Annotated in this window: 15 protein-coding genes; 8 read left to right on the top strand and 7 right to left on the bottom strand. The window is 49.6% G+C overall.

Annotation, left to right across the window (positions count from 1 at the left end; all coding sequences use genetic code 11):
* The first annotated feature begins 5 nt into the window (after window positions 1-5).
* Window positions 6-1,592, top strand: coding sequence for a family 16 glycosylhydrolase (locus HHL17_RS16085; protein WP_169225702.1), 1,587 nt, complete (start codon window positions 6-8; stop codon window positions 1,590-1,592).
* Between the two features lie 69 nt (window positions 1,593-1,661).
* Here HHL17_RS16085 and HHL17_RS16080 read toward each other — a convergent pair whose 3' ends face one another.
* Window positions 1,662-2,678, bottom strand: a complete 1,017-nt coding sequence (locus HHL17_RS16080) for a zinc-dependent alcohol dehydrogenase family protein (protein WP_169225701.1) — start codon at window positions 2,676-2,678, stop codon at window positions 1,662-1,664.
* Window positions 2,679-2,811: 133 nt separating this feature from the next.
* Here HHL17_RS16080 and HHL17_RS16075 point away from each other — a divergent pair, with 133 nt between their 5' ends.
* On the top strand, window positions 2,812-3,663 hold the full coding sequence (locus HHL17_RS16075; RefSeq protein ID WP_169225700.1) for a helix-turn-helix domain-containing protein: 852 nt from the start codon (window positions 2,812-2,814) through the stop codon (window positions 3,661-3,663).
* Between the two features lie 2 nt (window positions 3,664-3,665).
* Here HHL17_RS16075 and HHL17_RS16070 read toward each other — a convergent pair whose 3' ends face one another.
* Entirely contained in the window at window positions 3,666-4,205 is a 540-nt protein-coding gene (locus HHL17_RS16070) for a GNAT family N-acetyltransferase (RefSeq protein WP_169225699.1), read from the bottom strand.
* Window positions 4,206-4,287: 82 nt separating this feature from the next.
* Window positions 4,288-4,818 (bottom strand): DinB family protein, encoded by a 531-nt coding sequence (locus tag HHL17_RS16065; RefSeq protein ID WP_169225698.1) that lies wholly within the window; start codon window positions 4,816-4,818, stop codon window positions 4,288-4,290.
* A gap of 68 nt (window positions 4,819-4,886) precedes the next feature.
* On the opposite strand from HHL17_RS16065, the gene HHL17_RS16060 reads away from it, so the two are divergent.
* Both HHL17_RS16060 and HHL17_RS16055 read left to right on the top strand, forming a co-directional pair.
* Window positions 4,887-5,354, top strand: a complete 468-nt coding sequence (locus tag HHL17_RS16060) for a hotdog fold thioesterase (protein WP_169225697.1) — start codon at window positions 4,887-4,889, stop codon at window positions 5,352-5,354.
* Window positions 5,355-5,500: 146 nt separating this feature from the next.
* A complete protein-coding gene (locus HHL17_RS16055; protein ID WP_169225696.1) occupies window positions 5,501-5,704 on the top strand; it encodes a CsbD family protein in 204 nt (67 codons plus the stop codon).
* Window positions 5,705-5,762: 58 nt separating this feature from the next.
* Here HHL17_RS16055 and HHL17_RS16050 read toward each other — a convergent pair whose 3' ends face one another.
* Window positions 5,763-6,683 carry a PorP/SprF family type IX secretion system membrane protein gene (locus tag HHL17_RS16050; protein ID WP_169225695.1) on the bottom strand — a complete coding sequence of 307 codons (921 nt, stop codon included), beginning with the start codon at window positions 6,681-6,683 and terminating at the stop codon, window positions 5,763-5,765.
* Between the two features lie 28 nt (window positions 6,684-6,711).
* Complete coding sequence (locus tag HHL17_RS16045; RefSeq protein ID WP_169225694.1) at window positions 6,712-13,863, bottom strand: Ig-like domain-containing protein; 7,152 nt, start codon at window positions 13,861-13,863, stop codon at window positions 6,712-6,714.
* Window positions 13,864-14,328: 465 nt separating this feature from the next.
* Here HHL17_RS16045 and HHL17_RS16040 point away from each other — a divergent pair, with 465 nt between their 5' ends.
* The 3 genes from HHL17_RS16040 (at window position 14,329) to HHL17_RS16030 (ending at window position 18,034) form a co-directional block, all read left to right on the top strand.
* The gene (locus HHL17_RS16040) at window positions 14,329-14,886 is read left to right on the top strand and encodes a hypothetical protein (protein ID WP_169225693.1); all 558 of its coding nucleotides are present in this window, start codon (window positions 14,329-14,331) and stop codon (window positions 14,884-14,886) included.
* A gap of 347 nt (window positions 14,887-15,233) precedes the next feature.
* A complete protein-coding gene (locus HHL17_RS16035; RefSeq protein WP_169225692.1) occupies window positions 15,234-16,991 on the top strand; it encodes a hybrid sensor histidine kinase/response regulator in 1,758 nt (585 codons plus the stop codon).
* A gap of 59 nt (window positions 16,992-17,050) precedes the next feature.
* Complete coding sequence (locus HHL17_RS16030; protein WP_169225691.1) at window positions 17,051-18,034, top strand: terpene synthase family protein; 984 nt, start codon at window positions 17,051-17,053, stop codon at window positions 18,032-18,034.
* Here the strand turns inward: HHL17_RS16030 and HHL17_RS16025 are convergent.
* The gene (locus HHL17_RS16025; RefSeq protein WP_169225690.1) at window positions 18,020-19,180 is read right to left on the bottom strand and encodes a cytochrome P450; all 1,161 of its coding nucleotides are present in this window, start codon (window positions 19,178-19,180) and stop codon (window positions 18,020-18,022) included. The genes HHL17_RS16030 and HHL17_RS16025 overlap by 15 nt on opposite strands.
* Before the next feature lie 206 nt (window positions 19,181-19,386).
* Between HHL17_RS16025 and HHL17_RS16020 the strand changes: the two genes are divergently transcribed.
* Window positions 19,387-21,186, top strand: coding sequence for a hybrid sensor histidine kinase/response regulator (locus HHL17_RS16020; protein ID WP_169225689.1), 1,800 nt, complete (start codon window positions 19,387-19,389; stop codon window positions 21,184-21,186).
* Here the strand turns inward: HHL17_RS16020 and HHL17_RS16015 are convergent, their stop codons facing one another.
* Window positions 21,187-22,134 (bottom strand): terpene synthase family protein, encoded by a 948-nt coding sequence (locus tag HHL17_RS16015; protein ID WP_169225688.1) that lies wholly within the window; start codon window positions 22,132-22,134, stop codon window positions 21,187-21,189.
* Window positions 22,135-22,714: the final 580 nt, after the last annotated feature.

Raw genomic sequence — 22,714 nt, 5'->3', positions numbered from 1 at the left:
GGACCATGAAGCGATTGTTTTATTTATTGTTTTTAACATCAACCGGTTTGCAGGCGCAGGATTTATCCGCGCCTGCAAATCTCCGGCTCACCGGTACCCGCAGCTGGATCAGGGTGGACTGGGAGGATAAAACCTCCAACGAGACAGGGTACCACCTGTACTGGTCGGACAATAACCACAAGCCCGCCACACCTGCTGCTACCCTGCCCGCCAACAGTACCCGCTTTTATATTCAGCAGGTAAAGGGCAACACCCGCTATCATGTTTGGGTGGAAGCATTCGATGCGCGGCAGCATAGCAAAACACTGACCGGCACCGTGCTCACAAACACCCGCTGGTCATTGGATTCCGCCGAAGCCCGTCAGCTCGATATTTCCAGCTCCACCGCTGTTCCGGAAGGCATGTCCCTCTTCTGGCACGATGAATTCAACGATTCCCTGCTGGACCGTAACAAATGGCATACGACCTACTATTCCAATATTGACTTCCTGAAAAAAGACAACCTGGAAGCCATGCGCAATGGCACTTTGCCGGAAGCAGCTTATACGCTGAATGGCCACACCATCAATATCTTCACCAACGACTCCCTGCCCGCCAAACCGTTCTACCCGTCCAACGGCCGGAAGATATCTTCCATTCAGACGTATGACTGGCGCACCAACGAAAACCTGCTGGACAACAGCCGCGGCGGATATTTTGAAGTAAGGGTTAAACGCAGCTTCACCGGTAAGCCACAGGGACTGAACACCGCCTACTGGTTTGACTCCCCTGGGCCGGACCTGAAATACTACCTCCAGGAAGGCACCACGCTGGATGGCGTCAGTGGCGTACGTCCTAAAGGACAGGTATTTGAAATAGATGTCTTTGAAAACATCGATGCACAGTTTGTACTGCACGGTCATGTTGATGAGAAAGGACAGTTCGTACATAACCTCAACACCCACATCGCCAAAGGGTTTGAGCACAAAGACCAATGGGTGACCCACGGTATTCTCTGGACACCCAACAGCATCAAACATTATATCAACGGCCAGCTGATAAAAGCATACACCGACAAACACCAGATCTACTCTCCCAACCATGCCATGAACGTATTCCTGGGCTCCTACGGTGGTGGCGGCTCCGTGAGCATGGAGGTGGATTACATCCGCGGATACCAGTGGCCACTGGAAGGCAACAACGAACTGCCCAATCCCGATTTCGACGCCAACACCAACCTGCTGCCATGGGAAGGCAACGGCACGCTGGCCACCGGCCGCAATGGCAGCCATGGCCTGCTGCTGAAACCCGGCCAGGAGATGGAACAATATGTCTACCTGGATAATGACGCCAATTACCAGTTGACCTACTGGCAACAAGGCAACAGCCCTGTGCACGCTGCTGTGGCGAATATGAAGCTCGTCACCGGTGAATTACAACAGGCCGCTGCGCAGACACAACCTGGTAAAAACACATTCACCCGCCAGCAGCTGCACTTTCAAACCGGTAAAGAATACGGCCAGAACATGAAGACGGTCCGTATTTATTTTAAAAATACCGGTCAACAGGACATCATCCTGGATGACGTGATCATCAGCAAAACCAGCAAATAACCATCCATTATATCATAAAGAGGGCTGCCCGCGCATCATGCAGGCAGCCCTTTGTAATGAGTGCTGTTATCACGGAACAGTGATCACGATCTTCCCGGTATGCTGACCGGATTCCAGCCGCAGATAGGCCTCCATAGCCTGTTTCATGGTAAACACGCTGTCTATTACCGGATGAATATCATTCACTTCAATAGCCCTGTTCATCGCCGCAAAACTCTCTGCACTGCCTACTGCCAGCCCCTGTATCCTGAGGAAATTCAAATTGATCCGGTGTTGGTGAATGTCCAGTGACAACTCCGGGCCGGCGATAAAACCTGCCGTTCCCACAAAGCCGTTTTCCTTTACAGCAAGCAGCGACTGCCCTATAGTGGCGGCCCCCGCCACGTCCATGGTAATGTCCACGCCTTCGCCGCCGTTGAGCGCTTTCACCTGTTCATGCCACTCCGGATGTTGGCGGTAGTTGATAACTGCATCTGCGCCGAGTGCTTTGAGCCGGGCCGCTTTTTCTTCGCTGCTGGTGGTGGCTATCACTTTAGCGCCGGCAGCTTTGGCTATCTGCAGGGCAAACAATGACACGCCGCCGGTCCCTTGTGTCAGCACTGTTTGTCCAGGCCGCAGGCCCGCCTGTTCTATCAGTCCGTACCACGCGGTAAGTGCAGCGATAGGCAAAGTAGCCGCTTCTTCAAAGCTCAGGTTCTCCGGTATCTTCACCAGGCCATGCTCCGGAATGGCGGTGTATTCAGACAAAACGCCGGGCGTTTGCCAGGCTACCCGTATGCTATTACTTTCAGGGTCTACCTTTCCTTTGGTCCAGTTTTGTACGTACTGCACCACCACACGGTCGCCCGGCTTCCAACGGGTAACGTCTGCCCCTACCGCAGCCACCACGCCGGCACCGTCCGACACGGGGATATAAGGGAATACCACTCCTCTGTTGAAAGTGCCGTTCAGTATGATCTGATCGAGATAGTTTAAGGATACCGCTTTGATATTGACCAACACTTCGTTGGTCTTAAGAGAAGGTGTGGGAATGTCGTTTATCACCAGGTTATCTGTGCCAAAGGCTGTTAATTGTACTGCTTTCATCTTTTTTTATTTTGATGTTTAACAGGACAAAGGTCTTTCGGCGTCCGTGCAAACTCCGGTACGCTACATTGAAAAAACAGTAACATTCCGGGATGAGACATTTCTGCTTGTTCATTTCCCGTAATTTTATACCATGGACTTTTTACATGATTCTTTTGCAGTAGAAATCGCAGCATACGATGAATGGAAGGAAAGAAGCCGTAAAAGCAACTTTTTCGAACTGGTGTATGTGCTGGACGGATCAGGTTACCAGACGGTCAACCAGATGCAGTACCCTTATACCTCAAACGGTATTTTTCTTTTACCGACGGCCAAATGCCATTACTACGAAGTAAAGGAACATAGCCGTTTCCTTTTTGTGCGGTTTACCGGTAGCTACTTCATTCCCGGGCCAACGGATGTAGTAGACTACAGCAGCTGGTTCAGCCGGCTGAATTTTATTTTCGGGCATCATGATTATCATCCGGGTGAGCTGGTGGAAGATCCGGCCGACAAGGCCCAGCTGAAAAAGTTACTGGATATCATCTTACAGGAATATGAAAGGAAGGATATCTGCTCCGCCTTTATCATACAAAACACGCTGGTGTCCGTGCTGGCAGTGATTTGCAGAAATATCCAGAAGAAGAAACTGGACGGGCGCCGGTTTACCGATACACGGTTTGCTGACCTGATCAATTTCATCAGTTTTAATATCATGGATGTGGAGAAGCTCAGCGTGCCCTATCTGTCAAAACACTTCCACATCGCTGAAACTTACTTCAGTGAATATTTCCGGCGTAATGCCAACGAACGTTTTCAGGATTATGTGATGAAGCTGCGGCTGAAGATCGCCGAGTCCCGTGCGTTGTACACGGACACCTCTTTACAGCATATTGCCTTGGAGCTGGGATTCACTGACAGCAGCCATATGAACCGTATGATGAAGAAGTTTTACGGTCAGGGCATGCGGCAGATAAGAGCGGGCTATAAAATGGCAGACCGGTAGGATCAGGGATGCTGTGCCTGCCAGTCTGCCTTGTTGATTTCATAAATGCAATTCAGGCGGGAAGGTTCGCCGAAGTAAGCCACTTCCTCTTCTTTCACTTTATGGGCGCCCAACCGCGTCATCGCTATCTGTGAGCGGGTGTTGACGGCACCTACATGAAAGATGACCTTGTCCACGTACTGAAAAATCCAGGAAAGCATCAGGTGTTTTACCGAAGGATTCAGTCCTGAGCCCCAGAACTCACGGCTATAAAAAGTATAACCGATCAGGATACTGTTCTGTTGTGGATCATAGTCATAAAACCGGCTGCTGCCGGCTGTTTTACCGGTAGCTTTGTCTACAATCCGGAATGCGCCGCCACTTTTCATGGCGCCATCGAAGTACGTCTCGAATACCGGCCGTTGCCAGCGGGTTTTGTTGGGGTGTTGTTCCCACACCAACGGATCGGAAGCTACCTCATACAGCGCTTCAAAATCGCTTTGCTGCAGCGGATGGAGAATAGCGCGTTCATTTTCCAGGTGGGGTTGTATTGAAAAGTCCATTATCAATGCTTTTGTCCTGGTAAAGTAACAACTATCCTCCGGCATCCCCTGCGTCCAATTGCGACAAAACAGATAGTCCGGCTTAGAACAGTTTTTCCTGTGGTGGCTTGGCACCTGCCAGACGGATGTACACAGTGGTCTGTCCACGGTGATGTGTCTGGTGCTCAAATGCCTTCTCCAATGCTTCCCCACGGGTGAGGTCAAAGCGGCCAAAGAGTTTGATTTTCTCCGGCAGCTGTGCATCTGTCATGGTTTTCAGCTTATCGATAACGTAATCATAGCTGTCCATTACAGTTTTGGTCACCGCCGGTTTGGTTTTGTCGGAGTTTTTCTCCAGGTCGCCCGGTTTTCCAGGCAGCGTGCTACCGCTGGCAGCGGCTGCAAAACCAAAATTGGCTTCTGCGAGGTGTAACATTTGTTCGGCAAAAGAGCGCATTTCCGGGGTCGGCTTGAGGCTGTAAGAGCCTTCCGGCATAACTTCCAGGTACTCTTTGGTGTACTCTTTTGCTCTTTCCCATTCTTTGAGCATTTTGCCCGTGATCTGCTGGGCGTGCATTTGCAATGACAGGCATACCGCGATACCTGTGGCGAGAAGTAATTTGAGAGGTTTCATATTGGTGGTATTATGTAGCCAACTAAATTACTATATTTCCTGTTCGCAAAAAAGATATATATACCCATATGACTACAACAAAAATCTGGCATTCAAATGTTACACCGGCGGAACTGAATGAGAAAGGAAAATCCACGATGAATGAACACCTGGGCATGGAGTTCACGGAAGTGGGCGATAACTATCTTCGTATACGCATGCCCGTAGATTACCGTACGGTACAGACATACGGCATCCTTCATGGTGGTGCCTCCGTAGCGCTGGCAGAAACAGTGGGCAGTATCGCCTCTACCCTGGTGATAGATCCGGCCGTAGAAATCTGCGTAGGCATGGAAATCAATGCCAACCATATACGCAGCGCCCGCGAAGGATATGTGCATGGCACTGCCACGCCCATACACATCGGCCGCCGCAGCCATATCTGGGAAATCAGGATCACAGATGATGAACAACGGCTGATCTGTATCTGCCGCCATACTGTTGCCGTCATGGACAAAGCATCGTTCCTGTCCGGCTCAGGCCGCGGACAAGGATAAGCAAACTGTCGACAGATGACCGCGTACGGGGATGTTTTTCCTCGTTTTTTGATATCGTCAACCCGCGAAAACAGGCATAAGTACAGGTGGATTAATATTTGACAGACATCGGTATAAAATATTATTCACCCAAAAAACTGTTTACTATGGACACTCAAAACAACAGCTTTATCCTGAAGGTAAAAGGCAACTGGAATCAATTAAAAGGTAAGATCAAACAACAGTATGCGGATCTCACCGACGATGATCTGTTATATGTGGAAGGCAAGGAAGATGAGCTGCTGGGGCGCATCCAGCAGAAAACAGGAAAAACAAAAGAAGAGATTAAATCGTGGATTGATAAATTATAAAAACAATACCGCCCTGTTATTGCTAACAGGGCGGTATTAAATATGTCATTCCGTTTTTCTATTTAAACAGATGCATCGCAGCGCCTATTTCGTAAGCACCGTTATTGGGATTATTATACCCGCCGGTCTGCGCATGGTAAAGCGCCTGTATCATCACCGTATTTTTGATATCTACCCCAAATCCGGCCGTAACACTTTTGGAAGTATGATACATCGCCATGATGTTCAGCACATTGTTCAGGAAAGCAGCGTTCACGCCAATATCCATAATGTTATCATAGCCACGCACGCCACGGAAGCAGACTTTAGGCGTCAGGCTTTCCAGCGCCCCGTCAAACAGGAACCGGTATTCCGCGGCTGAATACAAGATAGTGCCGCCGTCTACGGTTTTATTGTCACCGGTAAAGAGGCTTCTGATATTGGGCAGGGCTGCCTGCAGGGTGAGTTGACCGTTCGTATAGGCCATACCGTATTCCCCTTCGAAATAATTATCACGGCGGTTGAAAGCGCCGAGGGAAGGATCATTGGGATCGCCGTTCACGTGGGAGACGTCCAGCCGCTGGAAATTAAGCGCCAGCGAGAGACCAAAATGCAGTTGTTGCCCCTGCTCTCCTAACGGTAAATGATACGCATAACTCATGGCCACCCGGGTACGGTTGATCAATCCTGCCACATCATTAAACACGCTCAGCCCCGCTCCCACTCTTTTGCCCAATGAGCCGTCTACCGTGAGGAAGCGGGTTTCCGGCGCGCCGGTCATTTGTTTGAATTGACGACGGTAGGCCACATTCACATGCAGCCCTGTATCGATGCCTGCCATCGCGGCGTTGGCGAGATATTGATTTTGAAAATACTGTGTACCAGAGGGCTCCAACAGTGCGGGCACATTGCTGAGTGTTTGAGCCGAGGCGCTGCCTGCCGCTACGGTGAGCAGCAGCAGGGTGATGCGCTTTGTCAGGGAAGTTACTATGCTTCTCATGTAATTATGTTGATAAAACATCTTTTTCCTATTGATCATTCCGGATAATGGTGATAAATCCTTTCCATACGCGGGTGGTACCGTTGACGGTCAACACGTAATAATAAGTGCCTTCCGCCAGCGGGTGGCCATTCAGCGTGCCGTCCCAATCGTTGCTATAGTTACGGCGCTGATAAATCAGTCTGCCGGTACGGTCAAATATTTTCACTTCGTTGTCCGGATAGCTGTCCAGGTTGCGGATCACCCAGCGGTCGTTTTTACCGTCGCCGTTGGGCGTGAGCAGGTTGGTAGCGTCCAGTTTATAATCATCGGCTACGCGTATGCTGATGGTAGCGGCAGCGCTGCAACCGGCGGCGTTGGTACCTGTCACCTTGTAAGTGGCGTCAGCATTGGGCCGTACGGTCAGCGTTGGTTGATGCAGGTCCCCGCTTGTGCCGCTGGCAGGCTCCCAGCTATAAGTAACAGCGCCTGTTGCTGTCAGCGTAACGATATCTCCCTTGGAAACGGAGGCGCCTCTATCGCTGCTGATAGTCACACCAGGGAGCGCGTTCACCGTCAGGTAGAAGGTTTGGCTGTAGGTGTCTTTACCGCCGTTGTCGGTGCCGCCATCGTCTTTCAGGGTCAGGGTAATCGCCGTATTGCCGCTGGTAACGCCGGGTTTCAGCTGGTACCGGATGGTATTGGTGACAACATCTGCCTTGAGTACATCAAAGTAGGGCTGGTTGGCCGCCAGGGTGATGGTATAGTGCTGGTCCGGTTCCACGGGTGATACACCGGTGAGTTGTATTGTTTGTGCGGCGGTGGTGGCACAGATGTACACATCCGCCACCGGGTCCATCACGGGTTGTTTATTGACGTACGAGATCTGGACCCTTATGGTAACGGGAACGGCTGTACTGATATTCAGTCCATCGCTTGCGCTTACCTGTAGGGAGATAGTTTTGCCGGCAAACGTACGCAGTAATGCGTTGTCTTTTACGGTGATGTGGCCGTTGGCATCGAGCGACAAAGCACCGCGGGAGCCGTCTGTTGCCAGTGTCCAGTCTTTCACCGTACCGGAAGCATCTGTGCCGGTCAGTTGGCCTACGCTGGTGCCAGCCGGACTGTTATCATACACGTCGAACGCCTGTGCACTGATAGCCGGTGCGGTGGCGTCGTACACCAGACTGAGCTGATTAGATGCCAGGTTGTTATTGCCGGCATTGTCAGCGGCCACGCCGGCAGGCAGTTGCAGGGTGACATTACCATCCGTTGCCGGTGTGATCACAACGGTGTAATTAATATTATCCGTCGTTTGCAGCGTACCTGCGGTACCGTTAGCCACCTGAAGGGCTGCCGCTGTGAGACCGGTCACGACGTCGCTGAAGGTCAGTTTCACGGTGAACGGTGTATTGATGCGGCCGGAGCTGGTGGAAGAAAGCGCTACGGTAGGACTGCTTGTTTTCACGATGATACTATTGGTGGCGGGCACCGCTTGCAGTGTCAGCACAGCGTCGTTGCCTGCGGCATCTTTCAGGCTACCGCCATTCAGCACGATAGCACTACCGAGACTGATGCCGTTCGGGGCGTTGTCGCCGTTTTGCACCGTATAGCTGAATTGCAGGGTAGCCGTTCCCGTACCTCCGGTATAGGTAGCCTGTACCGTTTGTGTACCGATGATGACAGGTATGGAAGGAGCACCAGTCACGTTCACTGGTTCAGACATCTTAACGCTGAAGTTCAGCGGCGTACCAGCTTTGTAGTGGCCATTCACGGGCACGCCTACACTGGTCACCACCGGCGCCGTCACATCTCCCTGGAGGGTAAGCGTATTAGATGCCAGGTTATCGTTGCCTACACTATTCTTAGCCACACTGGCAGGCACCTGCACGGTCACAGCGCCATCTGAAGGCGTGATCACTACGGTATAGGTGATATTATCACCTGTTTGCAGCAGGCTGGCAGTACCATTGGTGACAGCAATATCGCTGACAGCCAATCCGGTTACCGCCTCACTGAAAACAATTTTCACTGTAAACGCCTGGCTAACCGGGCTTACAGCCGTGGTGCTCAGGGTAACAGTGGGTTGCTGTGCGGTGACCAGCACCGGGCGGGTGTCGCCCACATTATTTAAAGTCAGGACAGCATTATTTCCCGCGGCATCCTGAATAGTGCCACCATTCAGCTGAATGGCTGCTCCCAGGGAAATACCATCCAAATCCATGTCACCAGGTTGTACAACATACCTGAATTGCAGAGACTCCGGCCCTGTTTTGCTTACGTAGTTAGCCTGTACAATTTGGGAACCGATGATCACAGGTATCGAAGGAGTCCCTGACACCGATACTGCCTCTGTCATAAAGACGAGGAAGTTCAGTGACTGACCTGCTTTGTAGGAGCCGGATATCGGAACGTATACGGTGTTCACATTAGGCGCTGTGCCGTCGTAAGCCACGATAAGCGGACTGGAAGCCGAATTACCGGTATGCGCATTATTCATGGCTGCGTTGGCCGGTACGCTGATTCGAACGGGACCGTCTCCCACGGGTGTAATCTTCAAGGTATAAGTTGAGCCGTTCTTATTCACCACACTATCTGCTGTGCCGTTAGTTACCTGGAAGGAGGCGGCGGTAACACCCGTCACCACTTCACTAAAGGAAGCCGTTATCACAAAGGCATGGTTTACGGGCGACACGAACGCAGTAGACAACTGCACAACTGGTGTAGCGGTATTTACGAGAATGCTGGTGGTAACAGGGATACCACGAAGGGTCAGATCTGCATCATTACCCACTGCATCTTTAATGGTGCCGCCATTCAATTGAATAACAGCCCCCAGTTCAACACCATCAGGATCGTTGTCGCCCGGTTGTACCTGGTAGTTGAAATACATCGTATTACCTCCTCCGGTGCTAACGTAGGGCACCTGTACCATTTTTCCACCAATGTTGAGTGTCAGGGAAGGTATCCCGGTCACTATAATGGGTTCGTTGAACCGTGCCTGGAAAGTCAGGATCCGGCCGGCAGCATAGGCATCTGCGCCGGGTACTGATACACTCACTATCTCTGGTGAGGTAACATCAGCCGTCACGTTCAGTGTATTAGACGTGGCATTACCCGTTCCCGCCAGATTCACGGCTGAATTGGCCGGTAGGGATATAGTGACTGCCCCGTCTGTTTGGGGTTTCACTACCATGGTATAGGTAAGGCCGCCGTCAGCCGATGATGGCGGATCTACGTCTGCATTGGTAACGATAAAATCAGCATCTGACAATCCGCTTACCTTTTCAGAGAAAGTAGCTTTTATGGTGAATGATTTACCTACCGGCGATACAGCACTGGTGCTCAGTGTAACGGTAGGCGCGGCAGTATGTACGAACACACCGGTACTGTTACCGGGGTTATTTAGTGCCAGCCACGCATCGTTGCCTGCTATATCTTGTATTTTACCACCGTTCAGGTTGATTGCGCTCCCCAGGGAGATACCATCCAAATCCGTTTCTCCGCTCTGTACCACATATCTGAAAAGTAAATCTATACCGAGGTTATTACCCACATAGTTGGCTTGTACGGTTTGACTGCCAATGGTTATGGGAATGGAAGGCGTACCGGTTACCGTAGTGGCTTCAGAAACGAGAACATGGAAATCCAGCTGTTTCCCGGTGCCGTAGTATCCGGCAACAGGAACGTTTACACTTGTTACTTTCGGCGGCGTCATATCCGCTGTGAAAGTCAGCGTATTCGATTGCTGGTTGTCATTACCACCAGCTGTCTGTTGCACCCTGCCGGCAGGCAAATAGACGGTATAGGAACCCTCTGTCTGCGGAGAAATGAGAAAGGTAAAGGTGCTTGCATTGACCATTTGCTGATTGGTGACCTGGGCGCCGGCAATGTTTAAATCCGAGGCATCCAGCCCTGTCACCGGTTCACTGAAGGTGAGCGTGAGGGTAAATGGTTTGCTGACAGGTGATGACGGCATTGAAATGACACAGGTGGGCAGGGTCGTATTAACCTTCACGCCACTGGTGCTTCCGATATTGTTCAGGGTAATATTGGCATTATTGCCTGCCAGATCGCGGATAGTAGCGCCGTTCAGGAACAGCGTGTTTATCGTGATACCGGTCACAGTTTCATCCTGGGGCACAACCGTATAACGGAAACGCATAGTGGTCGTGGAAGGACTGTTCACATACACAGCCTGCCTCACCCGTGAGCCGATGGTAATATTCATAAAAGGAGTACCGCCCGTAGTGTTCACCGCTACATCTTCATTAAAAGCAAGATCAAAATCGAGGTTGCTGCCAATCTTATAGTATCCGGCAGGTGGAACCGCTACGTTGGCCACCACAGGGGCTGTCATATCAGCTGTCAGGCTCAGTGCATTGGAAGCGTAGTTGCCGTTGCCGCCAATATTCAGTGCTGCATCAGCTGGCACCTGTACCGTCACTGGTCCATCTCCGCGGGGCGAGACAGTAACGGTGAAGGTTATACTATCACTGGTCGTCATATTGGAAAGATCAGCATTGGTAACCGTAATATTGGCGGGTTTAAATAAGGATACCACCTCGCTGAAAGTAATGGTGGCCGTAAAGGCAGCCGTCACAAATGCAGGTGCAGGAGTAGTGATGGTTACGGCCGGGTGTACGGTATTGACCAGCACACCGGTGGTATTACCCACATTATTCAGGGTGAGGTCCGCATCGTTCGTGGCGGCGTCACGGATGGAACCACCATTGGTGTTCAGTGAATTAATGGCGATACCGTTATTGTCCATGTCTCCGTTAGCAATGGTGTAACGGAAACGCGCCACACCCGGGGATGGGCTGTTCAGGAAAGTGGCCTGTTTAGTGGCGCTGCCAATGGTCAGCTGGAGAGACGGAACACCAGCCGATGTGGAGACAACAATATCTTCACTAAATGTAACATCAAAATCGAGGGGGTCTCCTTCTCTATAGTATTTACCGCCGGGGACAACCACACTGCTCACTACCGGGCTGGTCTTGTCCACGATGAAGTTAATGGTGTTCGACGGCATGTTGTTATTACCACCAACGGCCTGCCGCACAGCCCCATAGGGTATACTCATGGTATAGGGCCCCTCGGGGTTGGGAGTAATCGTGAAGGTATAGGTGGTACCAGTCCCTCCAGTAAAATGAATAGTAGCGTTAACAAGGCTTAGCGTTCCCGCAGTCACGCCTGTCACTGCTTCGCTGAAGACAGCTGTCAGGGTAAAACTCCCGTTGACAGGCGACGGTCTTGACATGCTGATAACGCAGGTAGGCATGGTCGTGTTGACATTTACTCCTGCGGTGTTTCCAACATTATTCAGCGTTGTATTGGCATTATCTCCTGCTGCATTACGGATGGTAGCTCCGTTGAGATTCAGGTTATTGACGGTGATACCATCCAGGTCCTCATCTCCCATCAGCGGCTGATAACTGAAACGCAAGGTGTTGGGCGAAGGGCTGCTCTCATATTTGGCTTGTTTTACCTGTGAACCTACTGTCAGTTCAATATAAGGAGTGGTGAAAGGCATGTAGTTAACCGTCACATCCTGGTCAAAAACAACATCAAAAACCACCGGTTTGGTCAAATTATAAAAACCGGGGGCCGGTACTGTCACATTTGTTATGGTGGGCATAGTAACAATGGTCCAGTTATAGGACGTCCAGTCCGACTGATTTCCCGCCTGATCTTTTGCCCTCACTGAGAATACGTGCGCACCGGTGGACAGCCCGGTATAGGCGAAGGGAGAAGTTCCACTAACGGCAGCAGCACCATCCAGTTTGACTTCATACGTAACTGTTTCATTGGATGTGAAAGCAAACGAAGCATTCTTCGAGGAGGTAATTGCCGGTGGACCGCTCTGGATACTGGCCATAGGCGGTGTTTTGTCAATGGTATAAGTCGCTCCGGTATAGGGCGCATTACTGGCAGGGTTTATCAGCCCGCCATTTTTCAGTGCCAGCGTCAGCGTACCATCTCCGGTGCCGGTATTCACGTCGATCGTATAATAATTGATGTTAGGGAGCACGTTCGTAATGGTCGCCCCGGTAAGTCCTGTCGTGCTCAGTGAAAAGGCATTTATTCCCGGCGTATAACTCAGCGCGAGATTGGTGCTGAATTTATAACGTACGGTGTTCGCATTGGTAACGGTGGCGTTCATGGCCGACAACTCCGTCACTATTACCGGTAACGGCGTCAGCTTTTTCACGCCGGGAATAAGCGGATTATTATTGTAATCAGTAAGCTGGTCAAAATAAATGGTGGAACCGTTTCCATTTCCGGTTACGGTAATCCCCAGCGGAACATAGCCATTGGCGACATCATTGGCGACACCCCAATAAAGCATTGAAGTTAACTGCGAACCAGAAGCCCCCCATCGTATTCTCCCGGGTGTCCCAATCGTGTTCAGTTCTACCTCCAGCGCGTACAGATTACCATTATCATCACATGCCAGCGATGTAAAAGCCCCTGAGCCAACAGATGTGGGAGTTGTTTCTCCCTGTTTTAACCGAAAAACCTGGTTGGTGTTAGAGGAACTGAGGACAGCCCCCATACACGTGGTAAAGTACACGGTATTACTTTTATCCACCGCCAGCCCCCAGGGATGAATAAAAAAATCCTTTTGTTTGAACCCGCCCGGCACATTGTTATCATCACACAACACGATGCCCGCTCCATTTTCCTGCCCCGCCAGGTACTTTACCAGCTTATATTTGCCGGTAGCGCCATCTGCCTGCAGCACCAGCAGATTGTCCTGCTGGTCAAAGGCCAGGTTGGTATACCCTTCGCCCGATCTGACCAACTGGGCCGGGTCATAACCGGTACCATTAAAACGTACTTTGAGGATTCTGCTGCCGCCAACATCATTGAATGAAGTGGTCAAAAATACCTCGTCTTTTGAATTGACGGCAATGCCCGAGAAAAAACTACCATCCAAACCGGGCCCACCGGTTAATTCTGAGTAAACAAAATAAATACCGGAACCACCGGCCAGATATTTGAGGACCGTCACCCTCCCGTTAACGTCATAAGCCACGGTGTAGATGTTATTATTCCGGTCGCGCGTAATAGCCGTGTGTTGCGGATCAGTGGCAAAATCGGACGGAGAAAGCTGCGCACTGGCCGGCATAGCTGCCAGCAACAGGCACCACAACAAACAAGACCATCCGAAGCGGATCACTTTAGGGATATACATACTATTGAATTAACGGCAAACAGGTCTTAGCAGAACACATCCGTGTCCTGCCCCTGTTTATTTTATTTAGTAGAACAAGATTTTATCAGGGAAATATTTAAACAGTACAGGTTATCTGTCGTCGACGGCTATACGCAATAGCCCGACAGCGGCCACGGTGAACAGGTCATACCCTCTTCCGGGATAATAAATTGGTAACTGGTGACAGGTGTGGTCAACACTGGCATAGGGACGTTCGCATTCGGTAAAAAATGCTGATTTTCATTCTGGTACATACGGTCGTTGCGGTTTATTCGGGTTGATATTGAATGGACAAAAGGGGTAACGGCTTAGCGATCAGATTCTTGGTTAAAATTAATGCGCGCAAAGATATTTAAATTTTTAAAATATGCATCCGGGATTTTTCCCGTCTTACCGTATATTGTGGAACGGAAAACCAAACCACTTTACATTAAATCATCCAATATGTCCTCATTACAAGAATTTACCCAAAACTTTGACGGAAAACCCGTTCCCCAGGCGCTGGCCCAGCTGCTGGCATTTCAACAAGAAACCGGTTTCGAAGAATATGCCGAAGGTTTCGGCTTGCTGCGCGACGATAAATCCGGCCTGGAACATGGCTGGTCCAACGAACCAGCTTTCCTCGAAAAACTGCTGCCCTTTGCCCAGGCCAACGGCTCCGGCTCTTTCTATGCCTTATGGCTGCACAATGACAGCACCGACCTGAACGAACTGCCGGTGGTGGTTTTCGGTGACGAAGGCGGTGAATATGTGGTGGCAGAAAATATCAAAGGTCTCCTGCAGCTGCTCACCATCGATGCAGAGCCGATGATCTTTGAAGAGGTTACTTTTTATAGAGACGAAGATGACGACTATTCCAGCTCCTATGCAGAAGAATACCGTACCTGGCTGAAAGATAATTTCAACCTGGATGCCATCACTGATGCGGAACTTATCATCAATCCCGCACAGGAAAAACATCAGGCTGCTTTTGATGCCTGGAAACAACAATATTTCGGCTGATAAAGCCAGGGCATAGCCGCGGTCCAAATGGGCCACGGCTATGTATCCTCATACACTCACTGCGGTCTGAAAGCAAGCCGCGTACGATAAAAATATTATTCCGTTTTCTCATCTCCCCAAAACTTATCCAGCTGCCGATTGTCAGCAATTTTCAATAAATAATAAAAAAAACTTTATCAATTTCGTATATTGTAGCCAAGACTAACTACAACGATGTACAACTGTTCAGAAAACCTTAACGTCAGGTAACGCGCACCGGTATCCTGCTAAAACTAAAATAACGGCATCATTGTAATCAACACCCTCAATTGATAACTTTGACCCACTAAAAAACCCACAACGAATGTATGCGTAGATTCTGGCGCCTGTTGAAAACTCTTCCATTCCTTGGTACAGATGGAGCACCGCTTCCGTTAAACAGCAAGCGTGTCATCATCATCCTTAATTCCCTGGCTTTATTAACCTCTTTTCTGTGCTTCCTGATTTCAACTGTTTTATGGAACACAGCCCACGAAATTCGTATCTCCGGCGTCGGTTACGCGATGGCTGTCATATACCTCAGTGTGCCGTTGTTTAACAAAGCCGGCAAAACCAACAGCGCCTTACTGACCATCTTCGTGCTGCAGTCCTTCAGCGCCATGTACTACGGCGCGCTGCTGGGGCCTGCTATCAACATAGAAGCGCTGGCCGTTTTCCTCTGCGGCGCCGCCCTGCTGATCATTAAATCCAGCCGCTACAAATGGGCAGCGATCAGCTTTGTGTTAACGGTAACGGTTATATTGAAAGTGATCTGGTATGGCAATCTGATAGACCCGCTGCCCCTGAGCATCGGTAACAACCGGCTGGTGTATTTCTTCGCCGCCGGGGCGGTATTGCTGATGAATGCGCTCCTGCTCTATTTCTACGAGCGGGCCGTGAACAAAAGCAACCGTGAACTGGAAGCACTCGTTGAAGAACGGACGGAGGCACTGGACCAGGCCAACCGCTATAAAACCACGTACCTCAATTCCCTGTCGCACGACTACCGTACACAGCTGAACCCTATTTACGGGCTTGCACATGAACTGGTATTACAGGCAGAAGACGAAGGCATGCCCGACCAGATACAAGTGTCTACCGATGTGATCCGCGCGCTGTACGCCTCTTCCCGTAACATGCTGGATATGACGAACGTGGTGCTGGACACCGCCCGCATCGAAGCAGGCATGTACGACGTACCGCAACCGGCGCCGTTTTCTGTCAGGCAATGGTTGTACCAGCAGCTGGACAGCTACCAGTATGTTTCGCCGGTCCCTTTGCAGTTAAAGCTCGCCGGCATCCCGGGCCGTATTGTGTCTGATGCCGCCCTGCTGACAAGGATACTGAGCAACCTGCTCACCAACGCCATTAAATTTTCCTCTCCCGGTGGTTCCATCACCATCACCGCCCGCGCCACAGATCAGCATTTCATCCTCGAAGTCAGCGATGAAGGCAAGGGTATCCCTGCCGAAGAACTGGAGAAAGTGTTTGATTTATATATCACCGGTTCCAAACCCGGGGAAGGTACCGGACTGGGACTGCCCATTTCCCGGAAAATAGCCGAGACACTGGGCGGTACCCTCACCGCCACCAGCGGAACCGGCAAAGGCAGCACTTTCCGGCTGAGCATCCCCATGGTGGCCGATAACAGCCGGAAATCCCAGCCACAGCAGCCGAATGAATTTGAGAAATTCGACGGTGCTACCGTGCTCTGTGTGGACGATGACCACAGCAACCGGCTGCTGGCTGAGTTGCAGCTAAAACGATTAGGCTGCACCACCGCCTTCGCTGCCTCTTCCGGCGAAGCACTAGACAAAGCACGCGCCATCATTCCTGATGTGATACTGCTCGATTACTACCTGCCCGAAATATCCGGTATGGCTTTGCTTGGAAAGATCCGCAAAGACACCCTGCTGCGCCATGTTCCGGTAATTTTTATCAGCGGAAATGCAGATACAGCAGAGATCGCAGCCGCCAGGATACATGGAGACGGGTTCCTCTCCAAGCCTATTATGCTGGAACAATTGTACTATGCCTTACTGCCGTTTTTGTCCAGCAGGCTCGTCTCCGAGACGGGGCAATTATAACGTCAACGGCTAAATATTAAAATATTTAGCCGTAACTTGATATGGACAAATTATGTGATATGAATGCAATAATTCTCCCGATCCTCTACTGCCCTATCGAGCCAGCGATCAATCTACACTACCAACATGCCATCGACCACACCAATGCGTGGGTAAAGAGATTTGCACTGCATGCCGACAGCAGTTACGAAAAATACCTGGACGACAACTTTGGAATGATGACCGCCAGGTTTTATCCCGAATGCGGGCTGGACCAGCTGAAGCTGGCCAACGATGCCAACGTGCTTTTATTTGTGATGGATGATGCCATGGACAACCAGATAGAGCGCGACGAACTGATACAGTCCCGTTTAAATTTTGAAAGTTTTGTTGGGGCCTGTAAGCAGATCCTGTCAGACCCGCAACCGCCTAAAGCAGATGAAACCGGCGTCATGGCGGCACTGGCAGACGTATGGATCCGTTTTAAAGCCATCAGCACCCCCGAATGGCAACGCAACTTCGTGGAAAGCCTGCACAAAATGTTTGCCGCCGGCCTGTGGGAATATGGCAACGTACAAAACGGTCAGCTCCCGTCCGTAGCGGAGTTTTACAAGAGGAGGCAATACCTCGGCGCGGCGCATGTCAGTACAGACATGATTGAAGTGATAGAAGAAATATCACTGCCGGCCGATATTCTTGAACATCCGGCAGTGACGGAATTAGTGGTGCTGGCACGCAACCTGGTATGCTGGGCCAACGATCTCTTTTCCCTGTCGAAGGAACTGGACCATGGCGACCAGCATAACATGGTGCTGATCATGAAAGCAGAAAGAGCGCTTTCGCTGGAAAATGCCATCGTACAAGCGGCTACCCTGCATGACCAGGAAATGCGCCAGTTTGAACGGGCATCTGAGCAGCTTCCCTCCTTCGGCGCCCATGATGCCGCTGTCAGAAAATATGTCCGTATTCTCGGCGCTATCCTTCGCGGCAACATGGACTGGAGCTACAGAGAAACAGCACGGTACCACTTTGAATATGGTCACGTGGCGTTAGATCTTGTCTAATACCAGCGGCAGGCTTTTCAAACTGTATACCAACGCGCTGATTTCCGGTTCAGGCTCCACAGCCGTTGCCAGCCGTACCCGTGCATGGCTGAAGATCGTTTCAAAAGCAATCCGCGTTTCCACTCTGGCCAACGGCGCACCCAGGCAATAATGGATGCCATGCCCGAAACTTAATGCCTGGTTCAGGTTGGAACGGTCCATATCAAAAGCGTCCGGATGAGCGAAAACAGATTCATCTTTATTCGCTGTGCTAATAGAGACGTTTACCAGGTCACCTTTTTTAATGGCTGCGGAGGAAACCATGATGTCCTTCGCAGCTATTCTCGGAAATCCTTTCACCGGCGATAATACCCGCAATGCTTCCGTGATGGCCCGGGGAATATCTTCCGTACGTCCGGCCAGATGCGCCTGGATGTCCGGCAGCTGTGAGAAAATATACATGGCATTGGCCAGGGAGCTTTTCGTTGTTTCATAGCCTCCCAGGAAAATGGCCACACACATGGCTATCACGTCCATCGTCTCCAGCCTGCTGCCTTCCACTTCTGAAACGATCAATTGTGAAATCAGGTCATCTTCCGGATGCGCTGTCCTTTTTTGGATCAGGTCAGAGAAAAAGATACTCATTTCCTGCATAGACCGGCCGAAAATTTCGACCCCGATCACCCGTGGATCACCTGCTACCGCAATGATCCATTGCCTTACCTTCTCCACCTCGGCATCCGGTACGCCCAACAGCCGGGAGATCACCCGGTGAGGCAATTGTAACGCAAAATCACCCACAAATTCGATAGAACCGGCAGACAGATGCGGCAACAGCAGTTCCTCGCACTGTTGTCGTATCCACCCCTCTGACTGGGCGATAATGGCCGGCGAAAATGCTTTGGTGGCCAATGCACGCAGATGCTTGTGCTTCGGCGGGTCTGTCACGTTCAGGTTACGCGTAAATACGTTGTCATCGGTTTTAGGGATGTACTCACTGGAAAAAGTAGCATAGTCACTCAGTACGGCCACCACATCCTCATAACGGGTCACCTGCCAGGCGCCGGGAATATGGTCGGAATAATAAGGTGTGAAACTGGTGTCGAAAAAGGGTAGTGCGGCCTGCATACGTGGATGCAGGGGATGTTGGCTCAAAGGCGTTTTCATTTTTTAGTAATGGATTAGAGAATGTTGAACAATCACTTTGATGGTAAATTACTTAGAAATTCGATAATTTTATTTATCTTACCCACGAAACACTGTACCCTGATTCCGTAACCCAAAAAACTGAAACTAAGGCATTTAATGAATACCCGCTTACAACGTGCAGGAGGAGAAATTCGTCTTTCTATGACCCTCAATATATCCGAAATATGAAACCAGAGCGTATTACAATGTCTGACGTGACCAAACAGATGCTATTACAGCCGGTAGCAGGTATGTACGTCGATGAAAAAGAAGTGGCAAGACGCTCAGCCATATCATTAAACGTCATTGCAATTATCTTCGCTTTATTAGTTGTTGGTATTGGTGGATACTTTTATTCGCTCAAGCGAAGCCCTTTGTTTTTAATCGGTGTTCCGCTTGAAACACTTTGTTTTCTGAGCGTGGTTTTGTTGAATCAAAAAAAGCAGTTTTTTCGCGCTGTACTGCTGATGCTGATCACGAATGTGGCTTTTATCGGCTATTGGTCTACAGTATTGGGTGAAGGCATTTCCCTTGAAATGTTGCTGGCTTTTATGACGGTAATGACATTCTATCTGATATCTTCCTTTGTACTTTATAAAAAAAATAAAGCGCTGTTGTATGGAATAATAGGATGTGTGGCCATGATGATCTATATTATCTCGAATGCCTACCTCCGGTTCATCACACCGCTAGACTTCAGCAAAAGCGCAACAACTGTCATGCGCTGGTCAACGAGTATCGCGCTGTTGATCATCATTTTGGCCATATTGGCTTCTTATGCTGCGCAAATTAATGGCCTGTTAGCCGAATCCCGCCGGCTTCAGATGGCGTCTGAACGGAAGACCGCCTATCTGTCTGAAGTGTTTCATGAAGTAAGGACCCCGCTAAACGTGGTGTATAGCATTGCCCAGTTATTCCTGTTGAAGAAAGACAAGCTCTCGACACTGGAAGAAGAAGACGCCGCAGAAGAATACCAGTTGCCCAACGGCGGCGAAATGGCCGACCAATTGTACAGCTCCACAGCGCTTACCCGCAATATCATCAATCATGTGCTGGAAATTGCCAAAATTGAGAGTGGCAAATTTATGGACGTCAACAAAGAAGACTTTTCCCTGTTTGGCCTTGTCAATTCCACCATCGCTGCCCATTCCTATCTGGCCGGCCCCAAAGGCATTAAGATAGCGCTGGAAATCGACGATGCATTGAAGCAAGCTATCCACAGCGATAAAATGATCATCACCAAAATCTTTAACAACCTGTTGTCTAACGGCATCAAATACACGACCAACAATACGGTGATCAGTGTTGTGTTGAAAAAAGCTGATGAGTGGTGGACGCTGGAAATCACGAATACCGGGAAAATAGATCCTTTAATTGCCAAGGCTGCCTTTGAACGTTTTGTAGCAAAAAGCGAAAGTGAATCCAGCAGTGGATTAGGACTGGCTATTACCAAACATATGGTGGAACTGTTGGGTGGTGAAATTTCCATCCTACCTCAACCCGACCCCAACCTGACAACGATGTTTGTAAAGATGCCCTATGAAGCCGGCGAAAAACCCATCATACAACTCAATAAAGTAGCAGACGGCAAAAACATCTTCTGGAAATCCAAAGTATTACTGTTTGAAGATGACCAGATGGGCGCGGGCTGGGTTATGCGTTTCCTGAAAAAATGGGGTATCGACGCCAAATTATGCAAAGATGATAATGTTGACAGTGCAGTAGCTCGTATCGTAGCGGAAAGCCCCAACCTGGTCATTACGGACCTGAACATGCCGGGATTATCAGGAGAGATGCTTTTAAAGCGGATGAGGGAACATGCCGCCTTAAAAAGCATCCCCGTTTTAATTGTCAGTGCCAGTGAATCGTTTTCTGAAAATGAAGCTATAGCTATAGGCGCCAACGGCTTCCTAAAGAAGCCGATTGATTTTGGTGAACTATGTCTGGCATTGGCTAAATATCTGCCCTACAGGGCCGTGATGTAACTAACGATAACGCTCTGTGTCCAATACTGCCCAGTCGTCATACCCTCTCACGATCTGATATACTCCGGCAATGTATTTCGCCAACTGTGTATTAATACGGTCTCCAAAATCAGGAAGCAGGGTACGGGCTGTTTCAAATTCCTGTAGGTGCCGCGTATGTTCATCGGCAACAAAATCGATCGCATCATCCAACGTCAGATTGAGTTCTCTTTGGGCAATCAATATCAGGTTAAATCCACCTTCTTCCAGTTCGGCTTCACGACGAATAGAATGCAGGTCATTGGACAGACAGCCCAATAAACTGATCTCCAATTCGATTTTTCTGACAACAGGATGTGTGTACACTTTCTCAGGAATACGCAATCCTGCAAACATGGCCACCAACGGGTACATAATGCAAAAGCCGGTAAAAGGACGCTCCCTGTAATAATCTTCTATGCTCATCTGGTGCCGGTGAAGTTGCATCTTGATTTCCAGTTTGCATTCAGTCAGGTAATCTGTCATATGGATACTGAACTGCTGGTACAGGAAAGGCCTGTCACTACAAATCATCCGCAGCTTTTTGATGATATCCCCCAGTGCTAATTCCAAACGTCCGTTCCCCTGATAGATCCTTCCCTGCAAAATACTGATGAATACATCCAGCTGAGCGGTCATTTGCACTGCCCGGATTTTATCTTCCGATCCCCTATCACAGCTGTCATCAACGGTAAAGAGCCATGTCAGCAGCTCTCCTGCCAACGTAATGTGTTCCAAACTGGCAAAGGGATACTCTCGGGCTGCCTGCACTCCAAATAAGGCACGGTCATACCATTTCAAAGGTTTAAAAAAAGGCGACAGGTTAAATTCCTGCGCCCAATTCACTGTGTTGGCCTGTACGGTATCACTATAATCGCTGATTTTGATGTCACCAGGGATAGTGACCATTGCATACTTTCGATTTAACATAACAATTTGATTTAAAAAGTGAAGAAGAAATAAATAAGAAATGAAATAAAGTGGTAGCATTCTAAAGTGTAGATCTAACCAATCGCCAAGGGTACAAGCTGATGGTCTGGCTATTTTAAGAAAAAATGTGTCGTTGCTTTATTAAGATAAATAAAAATTACATATTACCTAAATCGTATAGGCACTGCAGTGACCATGCAGCCAAAAAAGCCCAAAGTATATAATACCCTGGGCTAATCCATGAAATATGTTTTAATAAAACATTAAGCAAATCGACAAAGGTCTATATACCTTCTTGTGACAGTTTCATTTTCGCCGGCAATAAATAAGCTTCCGGCGGTCTCTCAAATGCAAATCGGCATGCTCTTCTCCATTTACCTGTAACTGTTGGCTTCTTATACTTCGCTGATGTTCCGTTTGTAAAGATAGTTTGATAATCGGGTTTTTTAATCAGCCTATGGCAGCATCTATCACGATGGTTATGCCGGTGAACTGGGTCGCTTCCTGGTGCAGCAACGCAAAACACCTTAACCAGGTGGTAAAATTCACCCCCGGCCAGGGCAAATAGGGATGATCAAAT

Source organism: Chitinophaga fulva, from assembly GCF_012927205.1.
Lineage (GTDB): Bacteria > Bacteroidota > Bacteroidia > Chitinophagales > Chitinophagaceae > Chitinophaga > Chitinophaga fulva.
The sequence above is the reverse complement of the archived record's forward strand: the minus strand, read 5'-3'. Positions and strand labels throughout refer to the sequence as shown.